The organism is Streptomyces sp. DSM 118878, assembly GCF_052936595.1.
This window is the reverse complement of the sequence record NZ_CP193622.1, coordinates 5,598,507-5,621,959: the sequence shown is the minus strand read 5'-3', so window position 1 is coordinate 5,621,959 and position 23,453 is coordinate 5,598,507. Positions and strand designations below refer to the sequence as shown.

Here is a 23,453-nt window from a genome sequence, read left to right as displayed (position 1 = left end):
ATGGCGGCAGATGGCCAGGTGGCCAGATGGCCAGATGGCGGCATGCGTGAGGGCGCCCCCGGCAGGAACACAGCCGGGGGCGCCCTCAATCACGTACGGCCAAAGGCCTGTGCCACGTACCAAGTGGCACGCGCGTGCCGAGTGGCAGCAACCGCCAAGCCGGTTACGCCGCCGTCACCACGTTCTTCTCCTCCGCGAAGTGGCACGCCGACTCATGCGCGGCAGGCGTGTCCTGGCCCTTGAAGCGCTCCGGCACCGCGAGCAGCGGGACCTCCTTGGCGCACTTGTCCTCCGCCTTCCAGCAGCGGGTGCGGAAGCGGCAGCCCGAGGGGGGATTCGCGGGGGACGGGACGTCGCCGGTGAGGATGATCCGCTCGCGGCCCTCGCGGGCCTCCGGGTCCGGGACGGGGACCGCGGAGAGCAGCGCCTGCGTGTACGGGTGCGTCGGGTGCTCGTAGATCTGCTCGTCCGAGCCGATCTCCGCCATCTTGCCGAGGTACATCACGCCCACGCGGTCCGAGATGTGCCGGACGATCGACAGGTCGTGCGCGATGAAGAGGTAGGAGAGGTTGAACTCGTCCTGGAGCTTCTCCATCAGGTTGATGACCTGGGCCTGGACGGAGACGTCCAGGGCCGAGACCGGCTCGTCGCAGATGATGATCTCGGGGTTGAGGGCCAGACCGCGCGCGATGCCGATGCGCTGGCGCTGGCCGCCCGAGAACTGGTGCGGGTAGCGGTTGATGTACTCGGGGTTCAGGCCGACGACGTCCAGGAGCTCCTGGACCTTCTGCCGGCGCGAACCCTTGGGGGCCACCTCGGGGTGGATCTCGAAGGGCTCCCCGATGATGTCGCCCACCGTCATACGGGGGTTCAGGGACGTGTAGGGGTCCTGGAACACCATCTGGATGTTGCGGCGGACGGCCTTCAGCGCGCGCCCGGACAGCTTGGTGATGTCCTGGCCCTTGTAGAAGACCTCGCCGGCCGTGGCGCGCTCCAGGGTCATCAGGAGCTTGGCGACCGTGGACTTGCCACAGCCGGACTCGCCCACGATGCCCAGCGTCTCGCCCTGGAAGAGGTCGAAGGAGATGCCGTCGACCGCCTTGACCGCGCCGATGTGCTTCTTGAGCAGGATTCCCTGGGTGAGAGGGAAGTGCTTGACCAGGTTGCGGACCTGGAGGATCGGCTCGCCGCGCTCGACCGGCGCCTCGATGGCCGCGACGGCGTCTTCGGCCGTGGCGGCGTCCACCGTCTCGACGTCGGAGACGTTCGGGGTGGCTTCGGCGTGCTCGTCCGTCTTCGAAGGCTTCGAGAGCTTCGAGGACTTCTTCGGCTCAGCCATGGATCGTCTCCTTCCAGAAGTGGCACGCGCTGCCGCGGCCCGGCAGCTCCGTGCCGTCCTGCTCGGTGACCGACACCAGGGCCGGGATCTCCGTGCGGCAGACGTCCTGCGCCTTGGGGCAGCGCGGGTTGAACGCGCAACCGCTGGGGATCTTGAGCAGGTTGGGCGGCAGGCCCTTGATCGCGTAGAGCTCCTGGCCCTTCTGGTCCAGGCGCGGGATCGAGTCGAGGAGGCCACGGGTGTACGGGTGCGCGGGGCGCTTGTACAGCTCGTGGACGGGTGCCGTCTCGACGATGCGGCCCGCGTACATGACCGCGATCTTGTCCGCGACGTCGGCGACGACGCCGAGGTCGTGGGTGATGAGGATCAGGCCCATGTTGTACTCGCGCTGGAGCTCCGCGAGCAGGTCCATGACCTGGGCCTGGACCGTCACGTCGAGAGCCGTGGTGGGCTCGTCCGCGATGATCAGGTCGGGCTCCAGGGCGAGCGCCATCGCGATCATGATGCGCTGGCGCATACCGCCGGAGAACTGGTGCGGGTAGTCGTTCACCCGCTCCTTGGCGGCCGGGATCTTGACCTTGTCCATCAGCCCGATGGCCTTGGCCTTGGCGTCCTTGCGGCTCAGGCCCTCGTGCACCCGGAACATCTCGCCGAGCTGGTAGCCCACCGAGAGGACGGGGTTCAACGAGGACAGGGCGTCCTGGAAGATCATGGCGATCTTGCGGCCGCGGATCTTCCTGCGCTCCTCGCCGGACATCTTCAGCATGTCCTGGCCGCGGAAGAGGATCTCGCCCTGCGGGATCTTCCCTGGCGGCATGTCGAGGATGCCCATGATGGCCTGGGCGGTCACGGACTTGCCGGAACCCGACTCGCCGAGGACGGCGAGCGTCTCGCCCGCGTCCACGCTGTAGTTGACGCCGTTGACGGCCTTGACCACACCGTCCCGGGTGTGGAACTCGACGTGCAGGTCCTTCACGTCCAGGAGGCGGCCGCTCTTCTCCTCGCCCGAGCGGGGGGCGGGGATCGAGTCTGTCTTGAGGTCGATGCTGGTCACGTTTACGCCTCCCTCAGCGCAGCTTCGGGTCGAGGGCTTCGCGTACGGCGTCACCCATCATGATGAACGCCAACACCGTGATACTCAGCATTCCTGCCGGGAAGAACAGCGTGTGCGGGTTGTTGCGGATGTCGCTCAGGGCGTCGGAGATGTCGCCGCCCCAGGAGAGCGCGTCGCCGCCGAAGCCGAGGCCCAGGAAGGACAGCGTCGATTCCGCGACGATGTACGTGCCCAGGGCGATGGTGGCGATGACGATGACCGGTGCGATCGCGTTCGGCAGGATGTGCCGGAACAGGATGCGCCTGGTCCCCGCGCCGAGTGCCTTCGCCGCCATGACGTAGTCCGCGTGCCGGGTGGTGATCACCGCGCCGCGCATCACGCGGGCGATCTGCGTCCAGCCGAGGAAGGCGAGGGCGCCGGTGATGACCCAGACGTTCCGCTCGGTGAAGGCGTTCAGGACGACCATCGCGCCGAGCAGGAAGGGGATACCGAAGAATACGTCGGTCAGGCGGGAGAGCAGGCTGTCGATGAAGCCGCCGAAGTAACCGGCCAGCATGCCGACCAGGCCGCCGAAGACGGTGACCAGGATGGTCACGCCGAAGCCGACCATGATCGAGTTACGGGCGCCGTAGACGACGCGGGCGTAGATGCTTCGGCCCTGGCGGTCGTAGCCGAACCAGTCCGCCTGGAAGAGGTGGCTGAAGTTCGGCTTCTGCAGGAAGTGGTTGGTCAGGTCACCGGTGCGCGGGTCGGCGCTGGTGAACATCGACGGGAAGGCCGCGACCAGCAGGACCACGAGGATCAGCAGTGCGGAGATGACGAACAGCGGCCGGCGTCGCAGGTCGCGCCAGGCGTCGCCCCACAGGCTGCGCGGCTTGCCCGTCGACTCCACGGTGTCCACGGCCTTGGCGTCGGCGTCGGCGATCGCCACGGCGTGTGCCTCGTCCGTGGCCGGGGTCTTGGTGAGGTCAGGCATAACGGATCCTCGGGTCAAGAACGGCGTAGAGCAGGTCGACGACGAGGCTCGCGAGGAGGTACACGAGCACCAGGACCGTCACGATGCCGACGATGACGGCGCCCTCACGGTTGCCCAGCGCGTCGAACAGCAGGTTGCCGACACCGGTCACGTTGAAGATGCCCTCGGTGATCACCGCGCCACCCATGAGGGTGCCGATGTCGGTGCCCAGGTACGTGACGACGGGGATCAGGGAGTTGCGCAGCAGGTGCCGGGTGATGATCCGGTGGCGCGGCAGTCCCTTGGCGACGGCGGTGCGCATGTAGTCCGCCTGCCGGTTCTCCGCGATGGAGGTCCGGCTCAGGCGTGCCACGTACGCGAGGCCGACGAGTCCGAGGACGAGCGCCGGCAGCAGGAGCTGCTGGAAGTTCTCCGAGTCCTGCACCGTCGGGGTCACCCAGCCGAGTTCGTTTCCGAAGATCAGCTGGAGGAACAGGCCGAACACGAAGATCGGGACGGAGATCACGAGGAGCGTGAAGAGCGTCACGGTGTTGTCGATGAGACGGCTGCGCCGCACGCCCGCGAGGACGCCGAGCGCGATGCCGACCACGAGCTCGAACGTCCACGCCATGACGGCGAGGCGCATCGAGACCGGGACGGCCTGCTTGATCTCATCGAGAATGGGCCTGTTGCCCGCGATGGTGTTGCCGAAGTCGCCCTTCAGCAGTCCGCCCATGTAGTGCAGATACTGCTCCCAGAGCGGCAGGTCGAGACCTCGGTCGTGCCTGATCTGCGCGACCTGCGCCGGGTCCGGCGGCTTGTCGCCCCACAGCGCCCTTACGGGGTCGCCGGGGAGCACGTTGACCATCAAGAAGATCAACAGGGTGGTCCCGATGAACACCGGGATCATCTGGAGCAGTCGCCTCGCGACGTAACGCCCCATGTGGTGCCTCCGTCCATTGCGGAGCCGTCCGTGAAGCGACGCCCGGGGTCTCCGGGCGTCGCTTCACATCGGACGGAACTCCGACGACTACTACTTCTCGAAGACCTGGACCTCGGAGAGGATCGGGTCACCGGCCTGGTCGAACACGACGTTCTTGACGTTGTTCGAGTGCGCGGAGAGCGTCTTGTTGTACCAGAGCGGGATGCCCGGGAAGCTGTTCTGCAGCTCCTTCTCGGCCTCCTGGTACAGCTTCGCGGACTCGTCGATCGTCTTCGCCTCGTCGGCCTTCTTGGTCAGCGCGTCGAACTTCTTGTCCGAGAAGCCGCCCTTGTTGCCGTCGACGCCCGTGCCGTACAGGTCGGCCAGGAAGTTGCCGTTGAACGGGTAGTCGAGCACCCAGCCGGAGCGGTAGATCGACTTGACCTTCTTCTGGTCACGGATCTCCGTGTCGGCCGCGAAGTCGGTCACCGCGTCGCCGACGCACTGGACGCCGGTCGACTTGGTGATGCTGTTGCAGACCGCGACGACCCAGTCCTTGTGCGGCTGGTCGGCGTTGTACTGGATGGAGATCTTGTTGCCCGGGACGCCGCCGCCGTCCTTGATGGCCTGCTTGGCCTTCTTCGGGTCGAACTTGCAGTACTCGCCGCAGGCGTCCTTCGTCCAGCCCTTGACGCCCTTGGCGACCCAGCCGGTGGCGGACTCACGGGTGCCGTGGAACACGGTCTTGGCGATGGTGTCGCGGTCGATCGCCATCGACAGGCCCTGGAGGACCTTGACGTCGATGTCCTTCCACTGCTTGGTGTAGAAGGCGGGGTTGATCGTGTTGATCGCCGAGAAGTCCTGCTCGATGGCGCGGTCGCCGAAGTCCTGCTTGAAGTTGGCGATCTCGCTGTTCGGCACCAGCGGCATGGTGTCGACGTTGTCCGACTTCAGGTCGGCGTAGGCGGCCGTGTCCTTGGAGTAGGCCTTGAAGTTGATGCCGCCGTTCTTGGGCTTGTCCTCGCCCTTGTAGTCGGCCCAGGCGGTGACCTGGATCGACTTCTTGTGGTCCCAGCTCTTGAACTTGTAGGGACCGTTGCCGACCGGCGTCTCGCCGTACTTCTTCGGGTCCTTCAGCGCGGCCGAGGGCAGCGGGAAGAAGGGCTTGTAGACCAGCTTGTACGCGTAGTACGGAATGCCGTTCTTCAGCGTGATGGTGAAGGTGTTCTCGTCGACGACCTTCAGGCCGGACATGGCCTTCTTCTTGGCCTTGCCCTTGGCCGGGTGCACGTCGTCGTAGCCGACGATGTCGCGGTACCAGGAGCTGTTCTGCTGGCCGTTGGCCGGGTCGGCCGCCCAGTTCCAGGCGTCGACGTACGACTTGGCGGTGACGGCCTCGCCGTTGTGGAACTTCCAGCCCTGCTTGAGCTTGACGGTCCACACCTTGGAGTTCTTGTCGGGGGTGACCGACTCGGCGTTCTCGTAGGTGATGTTGCCCTGCTTGTCGTAGTGGACAAGCCCGGTGAAGAGAGCGTCGATGACGACGCTGCCGTACGCCTCCATGGTGTTGGACGGCTGCAGGGCGTTCTGCGGCTCACCGTTGGCGTAGCTGACGATCCCCTTGGGGTCGACCTTCCCGCTGTTGCCGTTGTCGTTGCCGCCGCCACCACAGGCGGTGGCACCCAGGGCCACAACACCGGCTATCGCGACCCACTTGGCGCTCTTGGCACCACGCATGGGGTTCCTCCTCATGAGTCCACTTTGGTCACTACAAGAGGGGGTACGGGTGATCGCGCCGACACCCCTGACGGCGAAGATCGAGTACCCCAGTGTGCTCGTGAGTCGGCGCTCCCCACAGCGCGTGACCCATTGACCCGAGCTATACGCGGTCAACTATTAGCCATGCGGTACCGGTCGACCACACCCTTTTGGTCTCGGTTCAATCACACCTGGCACGTACAACTTCCAAAATCCGGACAAACCGATCCGAGATAGATGGTTGCGAAACGGACGTGTTATACATCTAACGGTCAGTGACGTCCGGATAACGGACGTTCCGGCGTCAAAAAGGAGTTGCCGCGGGCGGCTTCACGCGACAGTCGTCACACCGTATCTCCAGGGAAAACGCGAGAGGCCGGTTTCCGCGACGCTCCGGGCGGGAGCGGCGGAAACCGGCCTCATACGTCTCTGGGGCACCCCGGGAGGTTTGCCGGGGCCCACCCGAGCGTGAGCGCCCCGGAAGGGGCGTTCACGGGTGTATCAGCTGTGCTTGGCGCGCGAGGCGGTGCGGCCGCGCTGCTTCTGGTCCAGGACGACCTTGCGGATGCGCACGGTCTCCGGGGTCACCTCGATGCACTCGTCGTCGCGGCAGAACTCCAGGGACTGCTCGAGCGACAGCTTGCGCGGCGGGACCACGTTCTCCGTGGAGTCCGCGGAGGCCGCGCGCATGTTGGTGAGCTTCTTCTCCTTGGTGATGTTCACGTCCATGTCGTCGGCGCGCGAGTTCTCACCGATGATCATGCCCTCGTACACCTCGGTGCCGGCCTCGGTGAAGATGACACCGCGCTCCTGGAGGTTGATCATCGCGAACGGCGTGACCGTGCCGGAGCGGTCGGCGACCAGCGAGCCGTTGTTACGCGTCTTCAGCTCGCCGAACCACGGCTCGTGGCCCTCGAAGATGGAGTGCGCGATGCCCGTGCCGCGGGTCTGGGTCAGGAACTCCGTACGGAAGCCGATGAGGCCGCGGGACGGGACGATCCACTCCATGCGGATCCAGCCCGAACCGTGGTTCGTCATGGTCTCCATGCGGCCCTTGCGGGTCGCCATCAGCTGCGTGATGGCGCCGAGGTGCTCCTCGGGCGAGTCGATCGTCATGCGCTCGATCGGCTCGTGCACCTTGCCGTTGATCTCCTTGGTGACCACCTCGGGCTTGCCGACGGTCAGCTCGAAGCCTTCCCGGCGCATGGTCTCGACGAGGATGGCCAGCGCCAGCTCACCGCGGCCCTGCACCTCCCAGGCGTCGGGGCGCTCGGTGTCCAGGACGCGGAGCGAGACGTTGCCGATGAGCTCCTTGTCCAGGCGGTCCTTCACCTGGCGGGCGGTGACCTTGTGGCCCTTGCCGCCCTTGCCGACCAGCGGCGAGGTGTTCGTGCCGATGGTCATGGAGATCGCCGGCTCGTCCACCGTGATCAGCGGCAGCGCGATCGGGTTCTCGGGGTCGGCCAGGGTCTCGCCGATCATGATGTCCGAGATACCGGCGATGGCGCAGATGTCACCGGGGCCCGCCTTCTCGGCCGGCTTGCGGGTGAGCGCCTCGGTCATCATCAGCTCGGTGATGCGGACGCTCTGCTGGGTGCCGTCACGCTTGATCCACGTGACCGTCTGGCCCTTGCGCAGCTCGCCCTGCTCGACGCGGCAGAGCGCGATGCGGCCGAGGAAGTTGTCCGCGTCCAGGTTGGTGACGTGGGCCTGAAGGGGGGCCGCCTCGTCGTACTCCGGAGCGGGGACGTGCTCCAGGATCGTGGTGAAGAACGGCTCCAGGCTGTCGCTGTCCGCGGGGACGGTGCCGTCCTCGGGCTTGGTCAGCGAGGCGATGCCGTCACGGCCGCAGGCGTAGACGATCGGGAACTCGATCTGGTCCTCGTCGGCGTCCAGGTCGAGGAAGAGGTCGTACGTCTCGTTGACGACCTCGTCGATCCGGGAGTCCGGACGGTCGGTCTTGTTGATGCACAGGATGACCGGCATCCGGGCCTGAAGGGCCTTGCGGAGCACGAAGCGGGTCTGCGGAAGCGGACCCTCGGAGGCGTCGACGAGGAGGACGACCGCGTCCACCATCGACAGACCGCGCTCGACCTCGCCACCGAAGTCGGCGTGGCCGGGGGTGTCGATGATGTTGATCGTGATCGGGTCACCACCGTCCTTGGGGTGGTACTTCACGGCCGTGTTCTTGGCCAGGATCGTGATGCCCTTCTCACGCTCCAGGTCGTTCGAGTCCATCATGCGGTCGTCGAGGGACTCTGCTGCGTGGGCGGCGAAGGCGCCGGCCTGCTTGAGCATGGCATCGACGATGGTCGTCTTGCCGTGGTCGACGTGGGCGACGATGGCGACGTTACGAATGTCATGGCGCGTGGGCATACGAGCTGCGCTTCTCCCAGGAAGAGTGGATTGGCGGCGCGTACGGTCCGGTACGCGTGCCCTGCCGGGCAGACAACACGCCACGGCCTCACCCCATTCTACGGGGCCCGGACGGAGGCGGCCTCCGCGGGGGGTTTCCGGGCAGCTCCATGCGGGCGTCCGGCGCGCGGCCTTCAGGGGTGAAATACCAGGTCAATGGGTGGTTACGACCTTGCCCGCCGGGGTGGCCGACGGGCAAGGGAGTTGAGCTGAATCTGAGCACCAGTTCGGTGAAGAGATGGTGTACGTCACTTGGACGGCTTGTGGGCCGCCCCGCTCGTCACCTGGTCATGACTTCGTCGACGGCATGACCGGCCGCCGCACGCCCGGCTTCAGGAAGCCGATGTCCTCGTAGTCCGGGGCCTGGAAACCGAAGGCCCCGGCGTTGGCCAGGTTCGGCCGGGCCGCCATGAGCTGGGGGCGCTGGTAGAGGGGGATGGATCCCGCCTCCGCCCAGATGCGGGCGTCCGCCTTCCTGACCAGGGAACGGGACACGTCCTCGTCGAGCTCGCCCATCGCCTGGTCGAAGAGCTGGTCGATGTGGTCGGTGCCCACGCGCGTGTAGTTCTGTTCGACGTTCAGGGAGCCGTCCGCCGCCGGGACCGGCTTGGCGAAGATCGGGCGGGCGTCGGTGGCGGGGAAGGCGGAGGCGGGCCACGAGTAGAGGGCGAGGTCGTACTGGCCGGCCGCGACGTGGTCCTTGAAGTAGCTTTCGTCGGCGACCTTCGACATCTCGGTGCGCACGCCGATCTTCTCCAGCATCCGGGAGATCCGGTCGGCCACCGCGCGCAGTTGCTCCGAGCCGTTGCCGGAGGGCAGCACGAAGCGCAGGGTGAGGGGCTTGCCGTCCTTGGCGAGGGGTGCGCCGGCGGCGGGGGCGGCGGTGCCCTTGGGGGCGTAGGCGCCCGGGACGCCGCCCTTGGCGTGGTCACGTGGCGCGGCCCCGGCCTCCTGCCCGGCCTTGTCCTTCGCCTTGTCCCTGGCCTTGTCCTTGGCCTTGTCCTTCGCCTTCGCCTGGCGTTCGGTGTGCTCGCCCGGCTCCTTCTTCTTCTCCTTGTCGGTCTCACCCGGCCGGCCGAGCACGTCGGCCTGGCGGGTCAGCGCGGCCTTCTGGTGGGCCGCCGCGGGCGCCGGGGTCAGCACGGAGACGCCGCCCGCGCCGGGCTTCCCGTCGTCCTCGCCGACGATGTACGTACCGTCGTCCGCCTCCGGGCCCGACCCGGACTCCGCCTTCTCCGCGCCGGCCTCGCCCTCCGACGTCCTGGCCTTCTCCTTCTCCTTCTCCGCCTTCTCCTTGACCTCGTCCTTCAGGGCGGCGCCCGGCGTCCAGCCCGCGTCGGCGAGGAGCGCCCGCGCCTCCGCGGTGTCCTGCTTGCCGAGGGCTCCGCTGTTGTCCGCGTACGCCTGCTGCCCGGCGAGGGCGAGATGGCTGCCGACCGGCTCGGCGGGCAGGCCGAGCGGCTTCAGGACCGTCCTGGCGAGCTCCTCGCGGTCCAGGGCGCGGGCCACCGCGCGGCGCACCCTGTCGTCGGCGAGCGGGCCCTCGGAGCCGTTGAGGGCGAGCTGGGTGTAGGCGGGTTCGAGGGACTTGCGGACCTCGTAGCCGCTCAGGCCCGCCTGCTCCCGCGCGTACTTCTTGACCGCCTTGCCGGTCTTCAGGCGCGCCTGGATCTCGGCCTCGGCGGCCTCCTCGTCGGAGCCGTTGGCGATCGCCCAGGAGCGCAGCGCCCCGGCCGGGGTGAGCTCCGAGCCGGGGCCGTGGGCCGGCGGGCCCTGGGCGCCCTTGTCACGGGCGGCGAGCGAGATCCTCTCCGCCTCCGGCGCGTCGATCTCGGCCAGGTCGACCGTGCCCTTGACGAGCGCCTCGGCCCGCTCGTCGCGCGGCACCTCGCGCAGCACCAGCTTGCTGAGCTTGGCCGGCCGGCCCCACCAGCGCGGATTGCGCTCCAGGGTCGCCGTGCCCGCCTTGCGGTCGATGCCCGCGAGGGCGAAGGGCCCCGCGGTCGCCCTCAGCTTGCGGCGGGCTCCGTCGTTGAAGGAGTCGGGGCTGCCCATGACCTGCTTGGGGTACAGCGGGGAGAAGAGCGAGCGCCAGTCCGCGTACGGCTTGGCGAAGGTGACGCGCACCTCCAGGTTGTTCGCGCCGCGCTCGATCTTCTCGATGCGGTCGTAGCCGGCGTTCCGTGCCGTCCAGTACGCGGAGTCCTTGCCGGACAGGGCACGCCACTGCGCGGCGAAGTCGTCGGCGCCGATCTCCCGGCCGTCGCTCCAGACCGCCTGCTGGTTCAGCTTGTACAGGACGACCTGCCTGGGCTCGCGCTCGATGACGTCCGCCGACTCCAGGAAGTCGGCGTTGCGCTGCGCCCCGCCCTGCCCGTCGAGGCGGAACAGGTTCGGCAGGACGGCCCCCGTGATGCGCGAGGTGCCCGCGTCGGCGTCGGACTGGAAGCTGTTGAGGGTCTCCGGCAGCTCCTCCACCGCCCAGTTCATGGTGCCCCCGTCGGCGACCTTGTCCCGGGCCGCGGGTGCGATGTCCTGGCCCGCGGCCGGCCGGCTCCCGTGGTCGGCCGAGCTGCATCCGGCGAGGGCGGGCAGGGCCAGCACCCCCGTCGCGAGGAACACGACAGATCTGACTCTGACGCGGGCGTGGGCCATGGCTGGTACCTCCGGGGTCCAGGCTCGTCCGGCCGCTACCGGGACCGGGCCGGGTTTGATCACGTTTGGCGCTATATGGAGCTGATCACATCTATCGCCACACTGAAGGGGACCGGAGGGGCGGTGCGGCGGAGGCACGGCGCGCGGGGCGCGGATGTCACCCGTGCGGCCCAATGGGACGCCGGGGCCTCCGGAGGCCGGGTCTCTGGACGCCAAGGGCCCCGCCGGCGGTCGCGAAGGGTCATCTTCGACGCGATCGGACCGTGATCCGGCGCATTCACGGCCCTCGGTCCGGCAATCGGTGCAGATCTCTTCACAAGCCGGGATGTGACGCGCGACACTCGCAGCCGCATGAGCGTTGCCACCGCACACCTGAAGTGAGGGCAAGTCATGGCTCTGCACGATGAACTGTCCGCCGTCCAGCGCTGCGTCGACGACTTGGTCCGCACCGTCACGAGGCTGGAGGAGCAGGCCGGCGACCAACTGGCGGGCGTCGACGTGCGCCGCGTACGCACCGACACCGACCGGCTGCGCGAGAGCGTCGCCCTGCTGCACTCCTCGGCCGTCCCGCCCATGCCGACGCGCAGGCCCGACCTGCTGACCATCTCCGACACGCCGTACGACAGGGCGCTGTGGACGAACGCCGGGGACGTCGACGACGAGGGCCTGGGCGCGCGCGACCGTCACGCGCCCTGAGCCGCCGTCCCACCGCCCCGCTGAAGCTTCTCCGCCTCAACCAGAGGTACGCCAGGACGAAGGAGTGGAGCCTCGTTGGCCACCGGCACGGAACCCCAACCGAAGAGCGGAACGGCCCCCGGCGGCGGAGTGCGCGATGGCACGCGCGCCGCGATCGCCGCTGCCCATCTGCGGACCGACCGATGGTGGCTGGCGCCCGCGGCGACCGCCGCCGGGCTGCTCGCCTTCGTCGTCTACTCGACCTGGCGGGCGTTCGCGAACGCGGACTACTACCAGGCGCCCTACGTGTCGCCGTTCTACTCGCCGTGCCTGGCCGACAACTGCGCACCCATGCGGTCGGGCCCGAACTGGGAGATCCTCGGCGGCTGGTGGGGCCTCTCCCCCGCCCTGCTGATCCTGATCTTCCCCCTCGGCTTCCGGCTGACCTGCTACTACTACCGCAAGGCCTACTACCGCGGCTTCTGGGCCTCACCACCGGCCTGCGCGGTCGCCGAGCCGCACAAGAAGTACTCCGGTGAGACCCGCTTCCCGCTGGTCCTCCAGAACATCCACCGGTACTTCTTCTACGCGGCGGTGCCGGTCGCGGGCATCCTCACGTATGACACCGTGCTCGCCTTCCGCGACGAGCACTACGCGTGGGGCCACATGGGCCTCGGCACTCTCGTCTTCCTCGTCAACATCGGTCTGATCTGGGCGTACACCCTCTCCTGCCACTCCTGCCGGCACATCGTGGGCGGCAAGCTCAAACACTTCTCCCGGCATCCGGTGCGGTACCGCATGTGGCAGTGGGTCGGACGGCTGAACGACCACCACATGCTGCTCGCGTGGGCGTCGCTGGTGAGCGTCGCGCTCGCCGACTTCTACGTGTACCTGCTCGCGTCCGGTGCCTTCGACGATCCGAGGTTGTTCTGATGCCACAGGTGGAGCGACAGCAGTGGGACGTCGTCGTGGTGGGCGCGGGGGGCGCGGGTCTGCGGGCCGCGATCGAGGCGCGTGAACAGGGCGCCCGTACGGCCGTGATCTGCAAGTCGCTGTTCGGCAAGGCCCACACGGTGATGGCCGAGGGCGGCATCGCCGCCTCCATGGGCAATGTGAACTCCGGCGACAACTGGCAGGTGCACTTCCGCGACACCTTGCGCGGCGGCAAGTTCCTCAACCAGTGGCGGATGGCCGAGCTGCACGCGCGGGAGGCGCCCGACAGGGTCTGGGAGCTGGAGACGTGGGGCGCCCTGTTCGACCGTACGCCGGACGGACGAATATCCCAGCGCAACTTCGGCGGGCACGAGTACCCCCGCCTCGCCCACGTCGGCGACCGCACGGGACTCGAACTGATCCGCACGCTCCAGCAGAAGATCGTCTCGCTCCAGCAGGAGGACTTCCGCGGGTACGGCGACTACGAGGCGCGCCTGAAGGTCTTCCAGGAGTGCACGGTCACGCGCGTCCTGAAGGACGGCGACCGGGTCAGCGGGACCTTCTGCTACGACCGCGAGTCGGGCCGCTTCTTCGTCCTGGAGGCGCCCGCCGTGGTCCTCGCGACCGGCGGCATCGGCAAGTCCTTCAAGGTGACGTCGAACTCCTGGGAGTACACCGGCGACGGCCACGCGCTCGCGCTGCTCGCCGGAGCGCCGCTGCTGAACATGGAGTTCGTGCAGTTCCACCCCACGGGCATGGTCTGGCCCCCGTCCGTCAAGGGCATCCTCGTGACGGAGTCCGTGCGCGGCGACGGCGGGGTCCTGCGCAACTCCGAGGGCAAGCGCTTCATGTTCGACTACGTCCCCGACGTCTTCAAGGAGAAGTACGCGCAGTCGGAGGACGAGGGCGACCGCTGGTACGACGACCCGGACCGCAACCGCAGGCCCCCCGAGCTGCTCCCCCGCGACGAGGTCGCGCGCGCCATCAACTCCGAGGTCAAGGCGGGCCGCGGCTCACCTCACGGTGGCGTCTTCCTCGACGTGTCGACGCGGATGCCCGCCGAGGTCATCAAGCGGCGGCTGCCGTCGATGTACCACCAGTTCAAGGAGCTCGCGGACGTCGACATCACCGCGGAGGCGATGGAGGTCGGGCCGACCTGTCACTACGTGATGGGCGGCATCGCGGTGGACTCCGACACCGCCGCCGCACGCGAGGTGACCGGGCTGTACGCCGCGGGTGAGGTCGCGGGCGGCATGCACGGCTCCAACCGGCTCGGCGGCAACTCCCTCTCCGACCTGCTGGTCTTCGGGCGGCGCGCGGGCCTGCACGCGGCCCGGTACGCGGCGGGTCCGGCCGCCGACGACCGCCCTCAGGTGGACGAGGTGCAGGTGGACACCGCGGCGGCCGAGGCGCTGCGGCCGTTCAGCGCCGAGGGCCCGCGGGACGGGGCGAAGCCGGAGAACCCGTACACGCTCCACCAGGAGCTCCAGCAGACCATGAACGACCTGGTCGGCATCATCCGCCGCGAGGCCGAGATGGCACAGGCCCTGGAGAAACTCGCCGAGCTGCGGGTACGGGCGCGGCGGGCCGGCGTCGAGGGGCACCGGCAGTTCAACCCGGGGTGGCACCTCGCGCTCGACCTGCGGAACATGCTCCTGGTCAGCGAGTGCGTGGCGCGCGCCGCCCTGGAGCGCACGGAGAGCCGCGGCGGCCACACCCGTGAGGACCATCCGGCGATGAGCCGCGAGTGGCGCCGCGCCAACCTGCTCTGCCGCCTCACCGATCCGAGCGGCGGCCTCGCGGCCACCGACCCGGTGCACGGCCAGATCGACCTCGTCCGTGAGACGACCGAACCCATCCGCCCGGACCTGCTCGCCCTCTTCGAAAAGGAGGAGCTGGTCAAGTACCTGGCTGAAGAGGAGCTGTACGAGTGAGTTCGTACGACGCGCGATTCAAGGTCTGGCGCGGGGATTCCGCCGGCGGCGGCCTCAAGGACTTCGAGGTCGAGGTCAACGAGGGCGAGGTCGTCCTCGACATCATCCATCGGCTCCAGGCCACCCAGGCCCCCGACCTGGCGGTCCGCTGGAACTGCAAGGCGGGCAAGTGCGGTTCGTGCTCCGCGGAGATCAACGGGCGGCCTCGGCTGCTGTGCATGACGCGCATGTCGGTCTTCGCGCCCGAGGACGTCATCACGGTCACGCCGCTGCGGGCCTTCCCCGTGGTGCGGGACCTGGTGACGGACGTCGGCTTCAACTACACCAAGGCGCGCGAGATCCCGGCGTTCGTGCCGCCCGAGGGCCTCGGGGCGGGCGAGTACCGCATGCAGCAGGCGGACGTGGACCGTTCGCAGGAGTTCCGCAAGTGCATCGAGTGCTTCCTGTGCCAGGACACGTGCCATGTGGTGCGGGACCACGAGGAGAACAAGGCCGCGTTCGCGGGGCCGCGGTTCCTGATGCGGGTGGCCGAGCTGGACATGCATCCGCTGGACTCGGCGGCCGACTCCGGCCTCGACCGCAAGCGGGCGGCCCAGGACGAACACGGGCTCGGCTACTGCAACATCACCAAGTGCTGTACGGAGGTCTGCCCCGAGGGCATCAAGATCACGGACAACGCGCTGATACCGCTGAAGGAGCGGGCGGTCGACCGGAAGTACGATCCGGTGGTCTGGCTGGGGAACAGGATTCGGCGGCGGGGCAAGTAGGGGGCCCCGGGCGTGGGCGCTGTGCCACACTGCCGCGCATGCGAATCTCCCGGCCTCTGCTGGCCGTACTGCTCACCGGGGCACTGAGCGTGGGCGCGGCCGGGTGCTCGCTGCCCGGGGCCGTCGACGGAGAGGACGGTACGGGTCTGGAGCGCGCGCTCGACGCGGTGCCGGGCTCGGCGGCCGACCAGCCGGTCACGTACCGGGACGTGCGGAAGGCCCGGCGGCTCGTCGCCAAGGATCCCTCGCTCTACCGCGGCCTGGCCGGCTTCGGAATCATGGAGGTCGCCCAGAGCGGCTACACGGGCAAGGACGTCAGCGCGGGCTGGGGGTTCGACGAGAAGGACGTGACGGCGTCCGTGCAGGTCGGCGACAGCTCGCTGCTCACCGGTGACTTCGACACGTCCGCGGTGGGGCGGGCGATGAAGAAGCAGGGCTATGCGGCGGCCGGGATCGACGGGGGCACCCGCTTCACCAAGCGCGGCGAGGACCTCACGTACGAGGTCTCCGGCTCCGTCCGCGTCGTCAACCGTTCGCACGGCAGGCTCGGGATCTCCGCGCCGGGCACGTCGCTGCGGGACGACGAGGCGTACGCGGCGGTGGCCGACTGCCTGGGCGATGTGTACGAAGCGACGTACTACGCCAAGCGGGGCGACGCGGACGCGCAGCTCTTCGCGATCGGCGGCCGGCTCGCGAAGGACGGCAGGACCTCCTCGGAGAAGCTGTGCGTACGCGCCGCTTCGGCCGAGGCCGCGGACACGATCGCCGAGGCCCTGCGGGCGAAGACGGAGCCGGGCGCCCGCTATGCCGGCTCGAAGGTACGGGTGACCGAGGACGACCTGGTCACCATGGTCTGGCGGAACCGCCCGGCGTCGGGCCTGCGCCCGGCGGACAACGACAGGACGGGAGAGCTGCCGAACGTGCTGACCCGAGGCTGACCCTGGGCAAGGGCAAGGGCAAGGGCGAGGGCTAGAAGAGGCTCAGGAGGGCCTCTGCCGCGTCCATCGGCTCGGTGTCGCCGTCGGGCAGGGCCAGTTCGAACCAGACGGTCTTGCCGTGGGGTGTCCTGCGTGAGCCCCAGCCGGCGCTGAGCAGGCCCACCAGTTGCAGCCCGCGCCCGCCCTCGTCCGTGTCACGGGCCCTGCGGCGGCGCGGCTGGACGAAGCCGCCGTCCCACACCTCGCAGACCAGCGTGCGGTCGAGGAGGAGACGGAGCCGGATCTCGCCCTCGCCGTAGCGCAGGGCGTTGGTGACGAGTTCGCTGACGAGGAGTTCCGCCGTGTCGCAGAGCCGGTCGAGGCCCCAGGCCCGGAGCTGTCCGCAGGCGAGTTCGCGCGCGCGGCCGACCGACTTGGGGACGCGCGGCAGGGTCCAGTCGCCGACGTGTTCGGCGGGCAGGCCCTCGACGCGCGCCATGAGGAGCGCGATGTCGTCCTCGCCGTGGTGGGTGTCGAGGGTGTTGAGGACGTGGTCGCAGACGTCCTCAAGGGCGGGCGGGGCGTCGCCGAGGGAGCGTACGAGGGCGTTGAGGCCCTCGTCGAGCGGGTGGTGGCGGGACTCGACGAGACCGTCGGTGTAGAGGGCGAGCAGCGCGCCCTCGGGAAGTTCCACCTCGACGTCCTCGAAGGGTTCGCCGCCGACGCCGAGCGGCATGCCCGGCGGGACGTCGAGCATGAGCACGTGCTGGCCGGGGTCGCCCGGTTCGCCGGGTTCGACGAGGACCGGCGGCAGGTGCCCGGCGTTGGCGAAGGTACAGCGCCGGGTGACGGCGTCGTAGACCGCGTAGACGCAGGTGGCGAGGTACACCTCGCCGAGGTCCGCGTCCGCCGCCTTGCGCGCCGCGCGGGTGGACCGCTGGGGCCCGGCGGGGTTGCCGAGGCCGCGGGCGATCTCGTCCAGGGCGGAGAGGACCTCGGCGGGCTCGGTGTCGAGGAGCGCGAGGGTGCGCACGGCGGTGCGCAGCTCCCCCATGGCGACGGCGGCCCGCAGGCCGCGCCCCATGACGTCGCCGATGACGAGGGCGGTGCGGTGGCCCGGCAGTTCGATGACGTCGAACCAGTCGCCGCCGACCTCCGTCGCGGCGTTGCCCGGCAGATAGCGGCAGGCGATGTCCAGGCCGGACGCCTCGGGGTCGCCGGGCGGCAGCAGGGAGCGCTGAAGGATCAGCGCGCGCTCGTGCTCGCGGCGGTAGAGGCGGGCGTTGTCGATGCAGACGGCGGCGCGCGCGGCCAGTTCGACGGCGAGTGCGCGGTCGCGCTCGCCGAAGGGCTCGCTGCCCTTCGTGCGGGAGAACTGGGCGAGGCCGACCACGGTGTCGTGGGCGACCATCGGCACGGCGAGCGTGGACTGGATGAGCCCGCCGGTGAGGCGGCTCGCCGACTCGTCGTCCTTGGCGGTGATGAGCCGGGGCCGGGCCGCGCGCAGGGCGTCGGCGCAGGGGGAGGTGAAGGCGAAGCGGTGCATGACGCCGACGTCGAGCGGGGCGGTGCCGTCCGGGAACGGGGCGTCGGCGACGGCGCTCGCGAACGCCACGCGGCGCAGCTCCGCGCTGCCGTCGACGAGGCCCGGCGGTGCCTCGTCGCCGTCGAGCAGGCCTTGGTACAGGTCGACGGAGGCGAGGTCGCAGAAGCCGGGGACCGTGACGTCGAGCAGTTCCCGCGCGGTGGTCTCCAGGTCGAGGGAGTTGCCGATGCGGGCGCCCGCCTCGTTCAGGAGGGCCAGGTTGCGGCGGGCGTGGGCGGCCTCGCGGGCGGCGGCGTGCCGCAGGGTGACGTCGGTGCCGAGTCCCGCGACGCCGACGGGGCGGCCGGAGCCGCTGTGCACGCGGTAGAGGTTGACCGACCAGTGCCTGCGCTCGTCGCTGTGGGGCGTGGGGCCGACGACCTGCATGTCGGTCACGGACTCGCCGGTGGCGAGGACCCGCTTCAGGGCGGCGGCCATGCGGTCGGCCTCGTGGCGCGGCAGGTAGTCGTGGACGGTGAGACCGCGGTGGTCCTCGGTGCTGCCGCCGAAGACGTCGGCGAAGCGGCGGTTGGCGCGCTGCACCTTGAGGTCGGTGCCGAACAGCAGGAACCCGAACGGAGATTGTCCGAAAATGGCCTGCGAGGCGGCGAGGTCCGTCTCGATCTGCCGCAGCGCCCGGACGTCGACGACGATGCAGACCGCGGCTCTCTCGCCGTCCTCCGTCCCGGTCGGCATGACGTAGACCTCGGCGACGCCCTCCATGCCCGTTACGCCGGGCCGCCCCTCGTCGGGCACGCGGAAGGGGACGATGCCCGTCCACTCCCGGCCGTCGAGGATCTCCGCCATCTTGCGGTGCCCGTTCGGGCGCAGCTCGGGCGCCACGAAGGCCTCGATGGGGTCCTTGCCGACGGCGTCCCGCGCGGCCACGCCGAACAGCCGCTCGGCACGCTCGCTCCACTGGTCGACGAGTCCGTCGGGGCCGATGGAGAACGAGGCGACCTTGATGTAGTCGTAGATCGAGCCGGGCGGGCTGCTCTGCCAGGTCTCGTGCGCGGGCGCGTCGGCGGCCCCGTCGCCCACGGCTGCCCCGGGCGGTCCGCCGGCCGTCGTACCACCCGACGGTCGTTCGGTCCTCGCGTCGCCCGACGGCCCATCGGGCTCCGTCGCCTTCGCTGGTATCTCGCTCACGCGAACCGTCCCCTCCAGCTCACCGCGTCCGGCACCGGTCACCGCGTACGGCTGACCGCAGTATCCAGCACTACGGCACAGCACCACACGGCGTTCACGATCACAGCACGGACTCGACGCTTTTTGGCCCGTGCCGCTCTTGTGCCCGACGCCCGTCGCACACTGCCAGTCTTCTAACCCGGCAAGGCCAGCTCGAACCACACCGTCTTTCCCGCTCTGCCCGTCCGGTCCGGCCGCGTGCCCCAGCTCCGCGCCGAGCGGGCCACCAGCTGAAGGCCCCGCCCGCTCTCGTCCTCGGGGTCCGCGCTGCGTGCGAGGGGCGGGTCGGGGAGCGGGTCGGAGACCTCCACGAGCAGGGTGCCCATCGGGCCCGTGGGGCGTACGAGGCGTACGCCGATCGGCCCCGAGGCGTGGCACAGGGCGTTGGTCACCAGCTCACTGACGAGCAGTACGGTGATGTCGCCGAGGGGCGTGAGGTTCCAGTCGCCGAGCTGTTCGCGGACGACGGCGCGGGCGGTGCCGACGGCGCCGGGATCCGCGGGGAAGTCCCATTCGGCGCAGTCGCCTTTGGTGTCGATCACGCCGATCACTTCCAGACCAGAAGCAGGACCTGTCCGTTTTCTTGGAGTCAAGAGGCCCATACCCGCACCACGGGACGAAGTACCACGAATTGGGGCATTTGGGGTACAGATGGCCACACTTCGGGGGTCGGTGCCGGTGCGGTGCTACGAGCTACGAGTGGTCCGGCATGGCCCTCAGTGCCTTGACGGCGGGGACGTCCGCCGCCAGCCAGTCCACCGACCAGACCTCGTCGGGAGCGAGCCAGCGCAGCGCGTCGTGGTCCTCCAGGGGCTCCGGTTCGCCGGAGACGAGGCGGGCCGTCCAGACCCGCAGGACGTACCCCTTGGCGAGCGGCCACTCGCCCGGCACCCGGTCCGCCGGCGCCGCCTCGACGCCCAGCTCCTCGCGGAGCTCGCGCACGAGCGCGTCCTCGCACCGCTCGCCCGGTTCCACCTTGCCGCCGGGCAGCTCCCAGCCGCCCGCCAGCTCCGGCGGGGCACTGCGCCGCGCGGCGAGCAGGCGTCCGCCGCCGTCGTACAGAGCGGCGCCCACCACGATGCGTTCGTTCATGCGCGGGAGCTTAGAGCCTGTCCCTCAGTGGCTGTGCCCGGTGCCGTTCGTGCTGAGCTTCTCGATCCAGTAGAGCTGCTCGTGGCCGCGCTCGTCGAGGCTGTCCGCGATCTTCTGGGCCTCGGCCTTCGTCGCGAACCTGCCCACGCGATAGCGGTTGCCGTTGCCGTCCTGCCGTATCACGAGCCAGGGCAGCACAATCGTCCCGTCGTTCATCGCGCCCCTCCGCTCGGCGCCTCCGGCGCGCGGAGCGCCTCGATCTCTAAGGAAACCGCAGTCCGCATATGCCCGAGCCTACGCCCGACCTTTACTCAGCGGATACGGAATGGCACAAGGAGATACGCGCAAGGTGCGCAATCGGCCATGGAGGCGGGCGGCGGCGCCCGGCTCCGGCCGCGGGCAGTCGCTTTGGAGGGGCCGCGGCTACTTCACCGGCAGGTGGTACGCCACGCGGTAGCGGTCGGCGGGGACCACGATGTCCGCCGTCTCCACCGGGCGGCCCGAGGCGTAGTACGTCCGCTGGACGACGATGACCACGTGGCCGGGGACGCCGCCGAGCGCCGTGAGCTCCTCGGCGAGGCCGGGGCGGGCGCCGACCTCCTCCGCGACGTTGTCCACGACGACGTCGATGGCCGCCATGCGCTCGACCACTCCGCAGCCGCCGAGTGGGCCCTCCTCGGGGAGCATCACCGGGGTGCGCCCCGTGACGGCCAGGGGCTCCCAGGAGGTGGAGAGCATCATGACCTCACCCGCGTCCCTGAAGACGTACTTGGTGCACATCACGCGCTCGCCCGCCCGGATGTCGAGCCGCTCCGCGATCGCGGCGCCCGCCTCCGCCTGCTCACTGCGGGACTCCCAGGTACCGCGCGCGCCGTCGGCGGACTGCTCCTGGCGGAAGGGGGTGGAGCCGCCGCCCGCCGCGCGATAGCCCGTACGGGCGATCTTGCGGGGGACGGGGCGCTCCCGGACGTAGGTCCCCGATCCGGAGCGGCCCTCGACCAGGCCTTCGGCCATCAGGACCTTGCGCGCCTCCAGCGCGACCGTGTCCGAGACGCCGTACTCCTCGCGGATTCTGGCCTGCGACGGGAGACGGGTGTGTGGTGGCAGCGAACCGTCGGTGATCTTCTTGCGGAGATCACCCGCGACGCGCAGATACGCAGGCTGCTCACCGAATGTCACTGGCCACTCCCAACAGGTTGACAGACAGCTACAGCCTGGCAACCGTGGGTTGTTGACTGCAACCCAAGGCCAAAGAATCACTCGATGTGATGTTTCTGCCCACACAGGCCTTTACGCAGGGCTGTTCCCCGGATATGGGGAGCCGGCAACCACACCGGTCACTTCACAGCACTCGGCCCCGCCGAGCCGAAGCCCGGCGGGGCCGAGAAGAGCCGATCCTCCCGAATCAGCCCTCAGCATCCGTCAGAACTGCAGGCTCCAGGAGTCGATCTTCCCGGTGTCCTGCGCCGCGTTGTCGCTGACCCGCAGCTTCCACGTGCCGTCGGCCGCCTCCGACGAGGCGTTCACCGTGTACGTGGTGTTGATGTTGTCGGCACTGCCGCCGGTCCCGTAGTCCTTGAGGGTGTAGGCCGTGCCGTCCGGGGCGACCAACTGGACGCGGAGGTCACCGATGTAGGTGTGCTGGATGGTCACCGGCACGCTCAGCGCGGCGGGCGCGTTGCCCCCGACGCCGGTCACGGTCACCGGGGACTCGGCCGTGGCGTTGTCCTGGACCGTGTAGTCGGTGTCGTTGGTGAACTTCTTGCCCGGCGGGTTCGTCGTGCCGCCGACCACGTTGAGCAGGCGGTTCGGCGAGCCCGAGCCGGGGTTGGTGACGACGCCCGTCGAGGACGCGCCGACCAGGGCGGTGGAGACCTGTGCCGGGGTCGAGGACGGGTTGGCGCCCAAGTAGATCGCCGCCGCGCCCGCGACGTGCGGGGACGCCATGGACGTACCGGAGATGGTGTTGGTCGCCGAGTCGCCGGTGTTCCACGACGAGGTGATCGACGAGCCCGGGGCGAAGATGTCCAGGACGCTGCCGTAGTTGGAGTAGCTGGCCCTCGCGTCGGTGCTGGTCGTGGCGCCGACGGTGATGGCCTCCGCCACGCGGGCGGGTGACTTCGTCGACGCGTTGGTCGACTCGTTGCCCGCCGCGACGGCGTAGGTGATGCCGGCGGCTATGGAGTTGCGCACGGCGGTGTCCAGGGCGGTGTCGGCGCCGCCGCCGAGCGACATGTTGGCGACGGCCGGCTTGACCGCGTTCTTGGTCACCCAGTCGATGCCCGCGACGACCTGCGCGGTGGTGCCGGAGCCCTGGTTGTTCAGGACACGGACGCCGACGATCTTCGCCTTCTTGGCGACGCCGTGCAGGGTTCCGCCGACGGTGCCCGCGACGTGCGTGCCGTGGCCGTGGCCGTCCTGCGCGGTGTTGTCGTTGTCGATGGCGTCGTAGCCGTAGGAGGCGCGCCCGCCGAAGTCGCTGTGGCTGATGCGGACGCCGGTGTCGATGACGTACGCCGTGACGCCCTCGCCCGCGGAGTCCGGGTAGGTGTACTTCTGGTCCAGCGGCAGGGTCTTCTGGTCGATGCGGTCCAGGCCCCAGGACGGCGGGTTGTTCTGGGTCGCGGAGGCAGTGAAGGTCCGGTTCTGGACGACCGCGTCGACCGCCGGGTCGGCCGCGAACCTCTTCGCCTCGGCCTCCGACAGCTCGACCGCGTAGCCGTTGAGGGCCTTGTCGTAGGTCCGCTCGATCTTGGCGCCGTACTCCTTGGCGAGGGCCTTGCCCTCGGCGGAGCGGGCCTTCGGGGCGTTCTTGTCGAGGCTCACGATGTAGCTGTTCTTGATCACGCCGGGGGTCCCGGCGTTCTCGATCGTGCCTTCCGCCCGGTCCGGCTGAGCGTTCGCCGGGAGGGCGGAGACGACGCCGAGGGCGAGGGCCGCGACCGCTGTCGCGCTGATCCCGGCCAGTCTTCGGCGGTTGTGACGCATCACTGCCATCTGAGGGGTCCTCCTCAATAGGTGGTGCGCTGGTGGGGGATGCCGTGCTGTGGTGCCCACACATGGGAAGCCGGCCCTCGACCATGGCCATGTCAATTCGACAATGCGATCCGACATGCCACGCCCAGGGGTTCCTGACTCCACCGGGACGAAAGATTGGCCGATCCATAGGAATCCCACAAGGGCTAGGGACGGACGTAACGCGCCCGCCACGCACTCTTCACGCCCCACCGGCACCAACCGCCCCAGGACCCTCACGGCCGCCCT

Annotated in this window: 18 protein-coding genes; 5 read left to right on the top strand and 13 right to left on the bottom strand. The window is 69.4% G+C overall.

Features of this window, described 5'->3' with window-relative positions:
- Positions 1-163: 163 nt before the first annotated feature.
- From ACRAKF_RS25120 to ACRAKF_RS25090, 7 genes are all read right to left on the bottom strand, one after another.
- Positions 164-1,339 (bottom strand): ABC transporter ATP-binding protein, encoded by a 1,176-nt coding sequence (locus ACRAKF_RS25120; protein ID WP_447039755.1) that lies wholly within the window; start codon positions 1,337-1,339, stop codon positions 164-166.
- Complete coding sequence (locus tag ACRAKF_RS25115) at positions 1,332-2,393, bottom strand: ABC transporter ATP-binding protein (protein ID WP_447039754.1); 1,062 nt, start codon at positions 2,391-2,393, stop codon at positions 1,332-1,334. The genes ACRAKF_RS25120 and ACRAKF_RS25115 overlap by 8 nt, the downstream gene beginning before the upstream one ends.
- 13 nt (positions 2,394-2,406) lie before the next feature.
- A complete protein-coding gene (locus ACRAKF_RS25110) occupies positions 2,407-3,369 on the bottom strand; it encodes an ABC transporter permease (protein ID WP_447039753.1) in 963 nt (320 codons plus the stop codon).
- A complete protein-coding gene (locus ACRAKF_RS25105) occupies positions 3,362-4,291 on the bottom strand; it encodes an ABC transporter permease (protein WP_447039751.1) in 930 nt (309 codons plus the stop codon). The genes ACRAKF_RS25110 and ACRAKF_RS25105 overlap by 8 nt, the downstream gene beginning before the upstream one ends.
- A gap of 90 nt (positions 4,292-4,381) precedes the next feature.
- On the bottom strand, positions 4,382-6,007 hold the full coding sequence (locus ACRAKF_RS25100; RefSeq protein ID WP_447039749.1) for a peptide ABC transporter substrate-binding protein: 1,626 nt from the start codon (positions 6,005-6,007) through the stop codon (positions 4,382-4,384).
- 522 nt (positions 6,008-6,529) lie between these two features.
- A complete protein-coding gene (typA, locus tag ACRAKF_RS25095; RefSeq protein WP_447039748.1) occupies positions 6,530-8,404 on the bottom strand; it encodes a translational GTPase TypA in 1,875 nt (624 codons plus the stop codon).
- Positions 8,405-8,731: 327 nt separating this feature from the next.
- Entirely contained in the window at positions 8,732-11,098 is a 2,367-nt protein-coding gene (locus ACRAKF_RS25090; protein WP_447039747.1) for an ABC transporter family substrate-binding protein, read from the bottom strand.
- A gap of 390 nt (positions 11,099-11,488) precedes the next feature.
- Between ACRAKF_RS25090 and ACRAKF_RS25085 the strand changes: the two genes are divergently transcribed.
- The 5 genes from ACRAKF_RS25085 (at position 11,489) to ACRAKF_RS25065 (ending at position 16,345) form a co-directional block, all read left to right on the top strand.
- A complete protein-coding gene (locus ACRAKF_RS25085; protein ID WP_447039746.1) occupies positions 11,489-11,794 on the top strand; it encodes a hypothetical protein in 306 nt (101 codons plus the stop codon).
- Between the two features lie 75 nt (positions 11,795-11,869).
- Positions 11,870-12,706, top strand: coding sequence for a hypothetical protein (locus tag ACRAKF_RS25080; RefSeq protein ID WP_447039745.1), 837 nt, complete (start codon positions 11,870-11,872; stop codon positions 12,704-12,706).
- A complete protein-coding gene (locus ACRAKF_RS25075; protein ID WP_447039744.1) occupies positions 12,706-14,640 on the top strand; it encodes a fumarate reductase/succinate dehydrogenase flavoprotein subunit in 1,935 nt (644 codons plus the stop codon). Before ACRAKF_RS25080 ends, ACRAKF_RS25075 begins: the two co-directional genes overlap by 1 nt.
- On the top strand, positions 14,637-15,407 hold the full coding sequence (locus ACRAKF_RS25070; RefSeq protein ID WP_447039743.1) for a succinate dehydrogenase/fumarate reductase iron-sulfur subunit: 771 nt from the start codon (positions 14,637-14,639) through the stop codon (positions 15,405-15,407). Before ACRAKF_RS25075 ends, ACRAKF_RS25070 begins: the two co-directional genes overlap by 4 nt.
- Positions 15,408-15,445: 38 nt before the next feature.
- On the top strand, positions 15,446-16,345 hold the full coding sequence (locus tag ACRAKF_RS25065) for a hypothetical protein (protein ID WP_447039741.1): 900 nt from the start codon (positions 15,446-15,448) through the stop codon (positions 16,343-16,345).
- 31 nt (positions 16,346-16,376) lie between these two features.
- Here the strand turns inward: ACRAKF_RS25065 and ACRAKF_RS25060 are convergent, their stop codons facing one another.
- From ACRAKF_RS25060 to ACRAKF_RS25035, 6 genes are all read right to left on the bottom strand, one after another.
- Positions 16,377-19,058, bottom strand: a complete 2,682-nt coding sequence (locus tag ACRAKF_RS25060) for a SpoIIE family protein phosphatase (protein WP_447039739.1) — start codon at positions 19,056-19,058, stop codon at positions 16,377-16,379.
- A gap of 173 nt (positions 19,059-19,231) precedes the next feature.
- Complete coding sequence (locus tag ACRAKF_RS25055; protein ID WP_447039737.1) at positions 19,232-19,648, bottom strand: ATP-binding protein; 417 nt, start codon at positions 19,646-19,648, stop codon at positions 19,232-19,234.
- Between the two features lie 142 nt (positions 19,649-19,790).
- Complete coding sequence (locus ACRAKF_RS25050; protein ID WP_447039735.1) at positions 19,791-20,189, bottom strand: (deoxy)nucleoside triphosphate pyrophosphohydrolase; 399 nt, start codon at positions 20,187-20,189, stop codon at positions 19,791-19,793.
- Between the two features lie 24 nt (positions 20,190-20,213).
- A complete protein-coding gene (locus ACRAKF_RS25045; protein WP_447039733.1) occupies positions 20,214-20,405 on the bottom strand; it encodes an SPOR domain-containing protein in 192 nt (63 codons plus the stop codon).
- Between the two features lie 207 nt (positions 20,406-20,612).
- The gene (locus ACRAKF_RS25040; RefSeq protein WP_447039731.1) at positions 20,613-21,368 is read right to left on the bottom strand and encodes a GntR family transcriptional regulator; all 756 of its coding nucleotides are present in this window, start codon (positions 21,366-21,368) and stop codon (positions 20,613-20,615) included.
- A gap of 243 nt (positions 21,369-21,611) precedes the next feature.
- A complete protein-coding gene (locus ACRAKF_RS25035; protein WP_447039730.1) occupies positions 21,612-23,186 on the bottom strand; it encodes a S8 family peptidase in 1,575 nt (524 codons plus the stop codon).
- Positions 23,187-23,453: the final 267 nt, after the last annotated feature.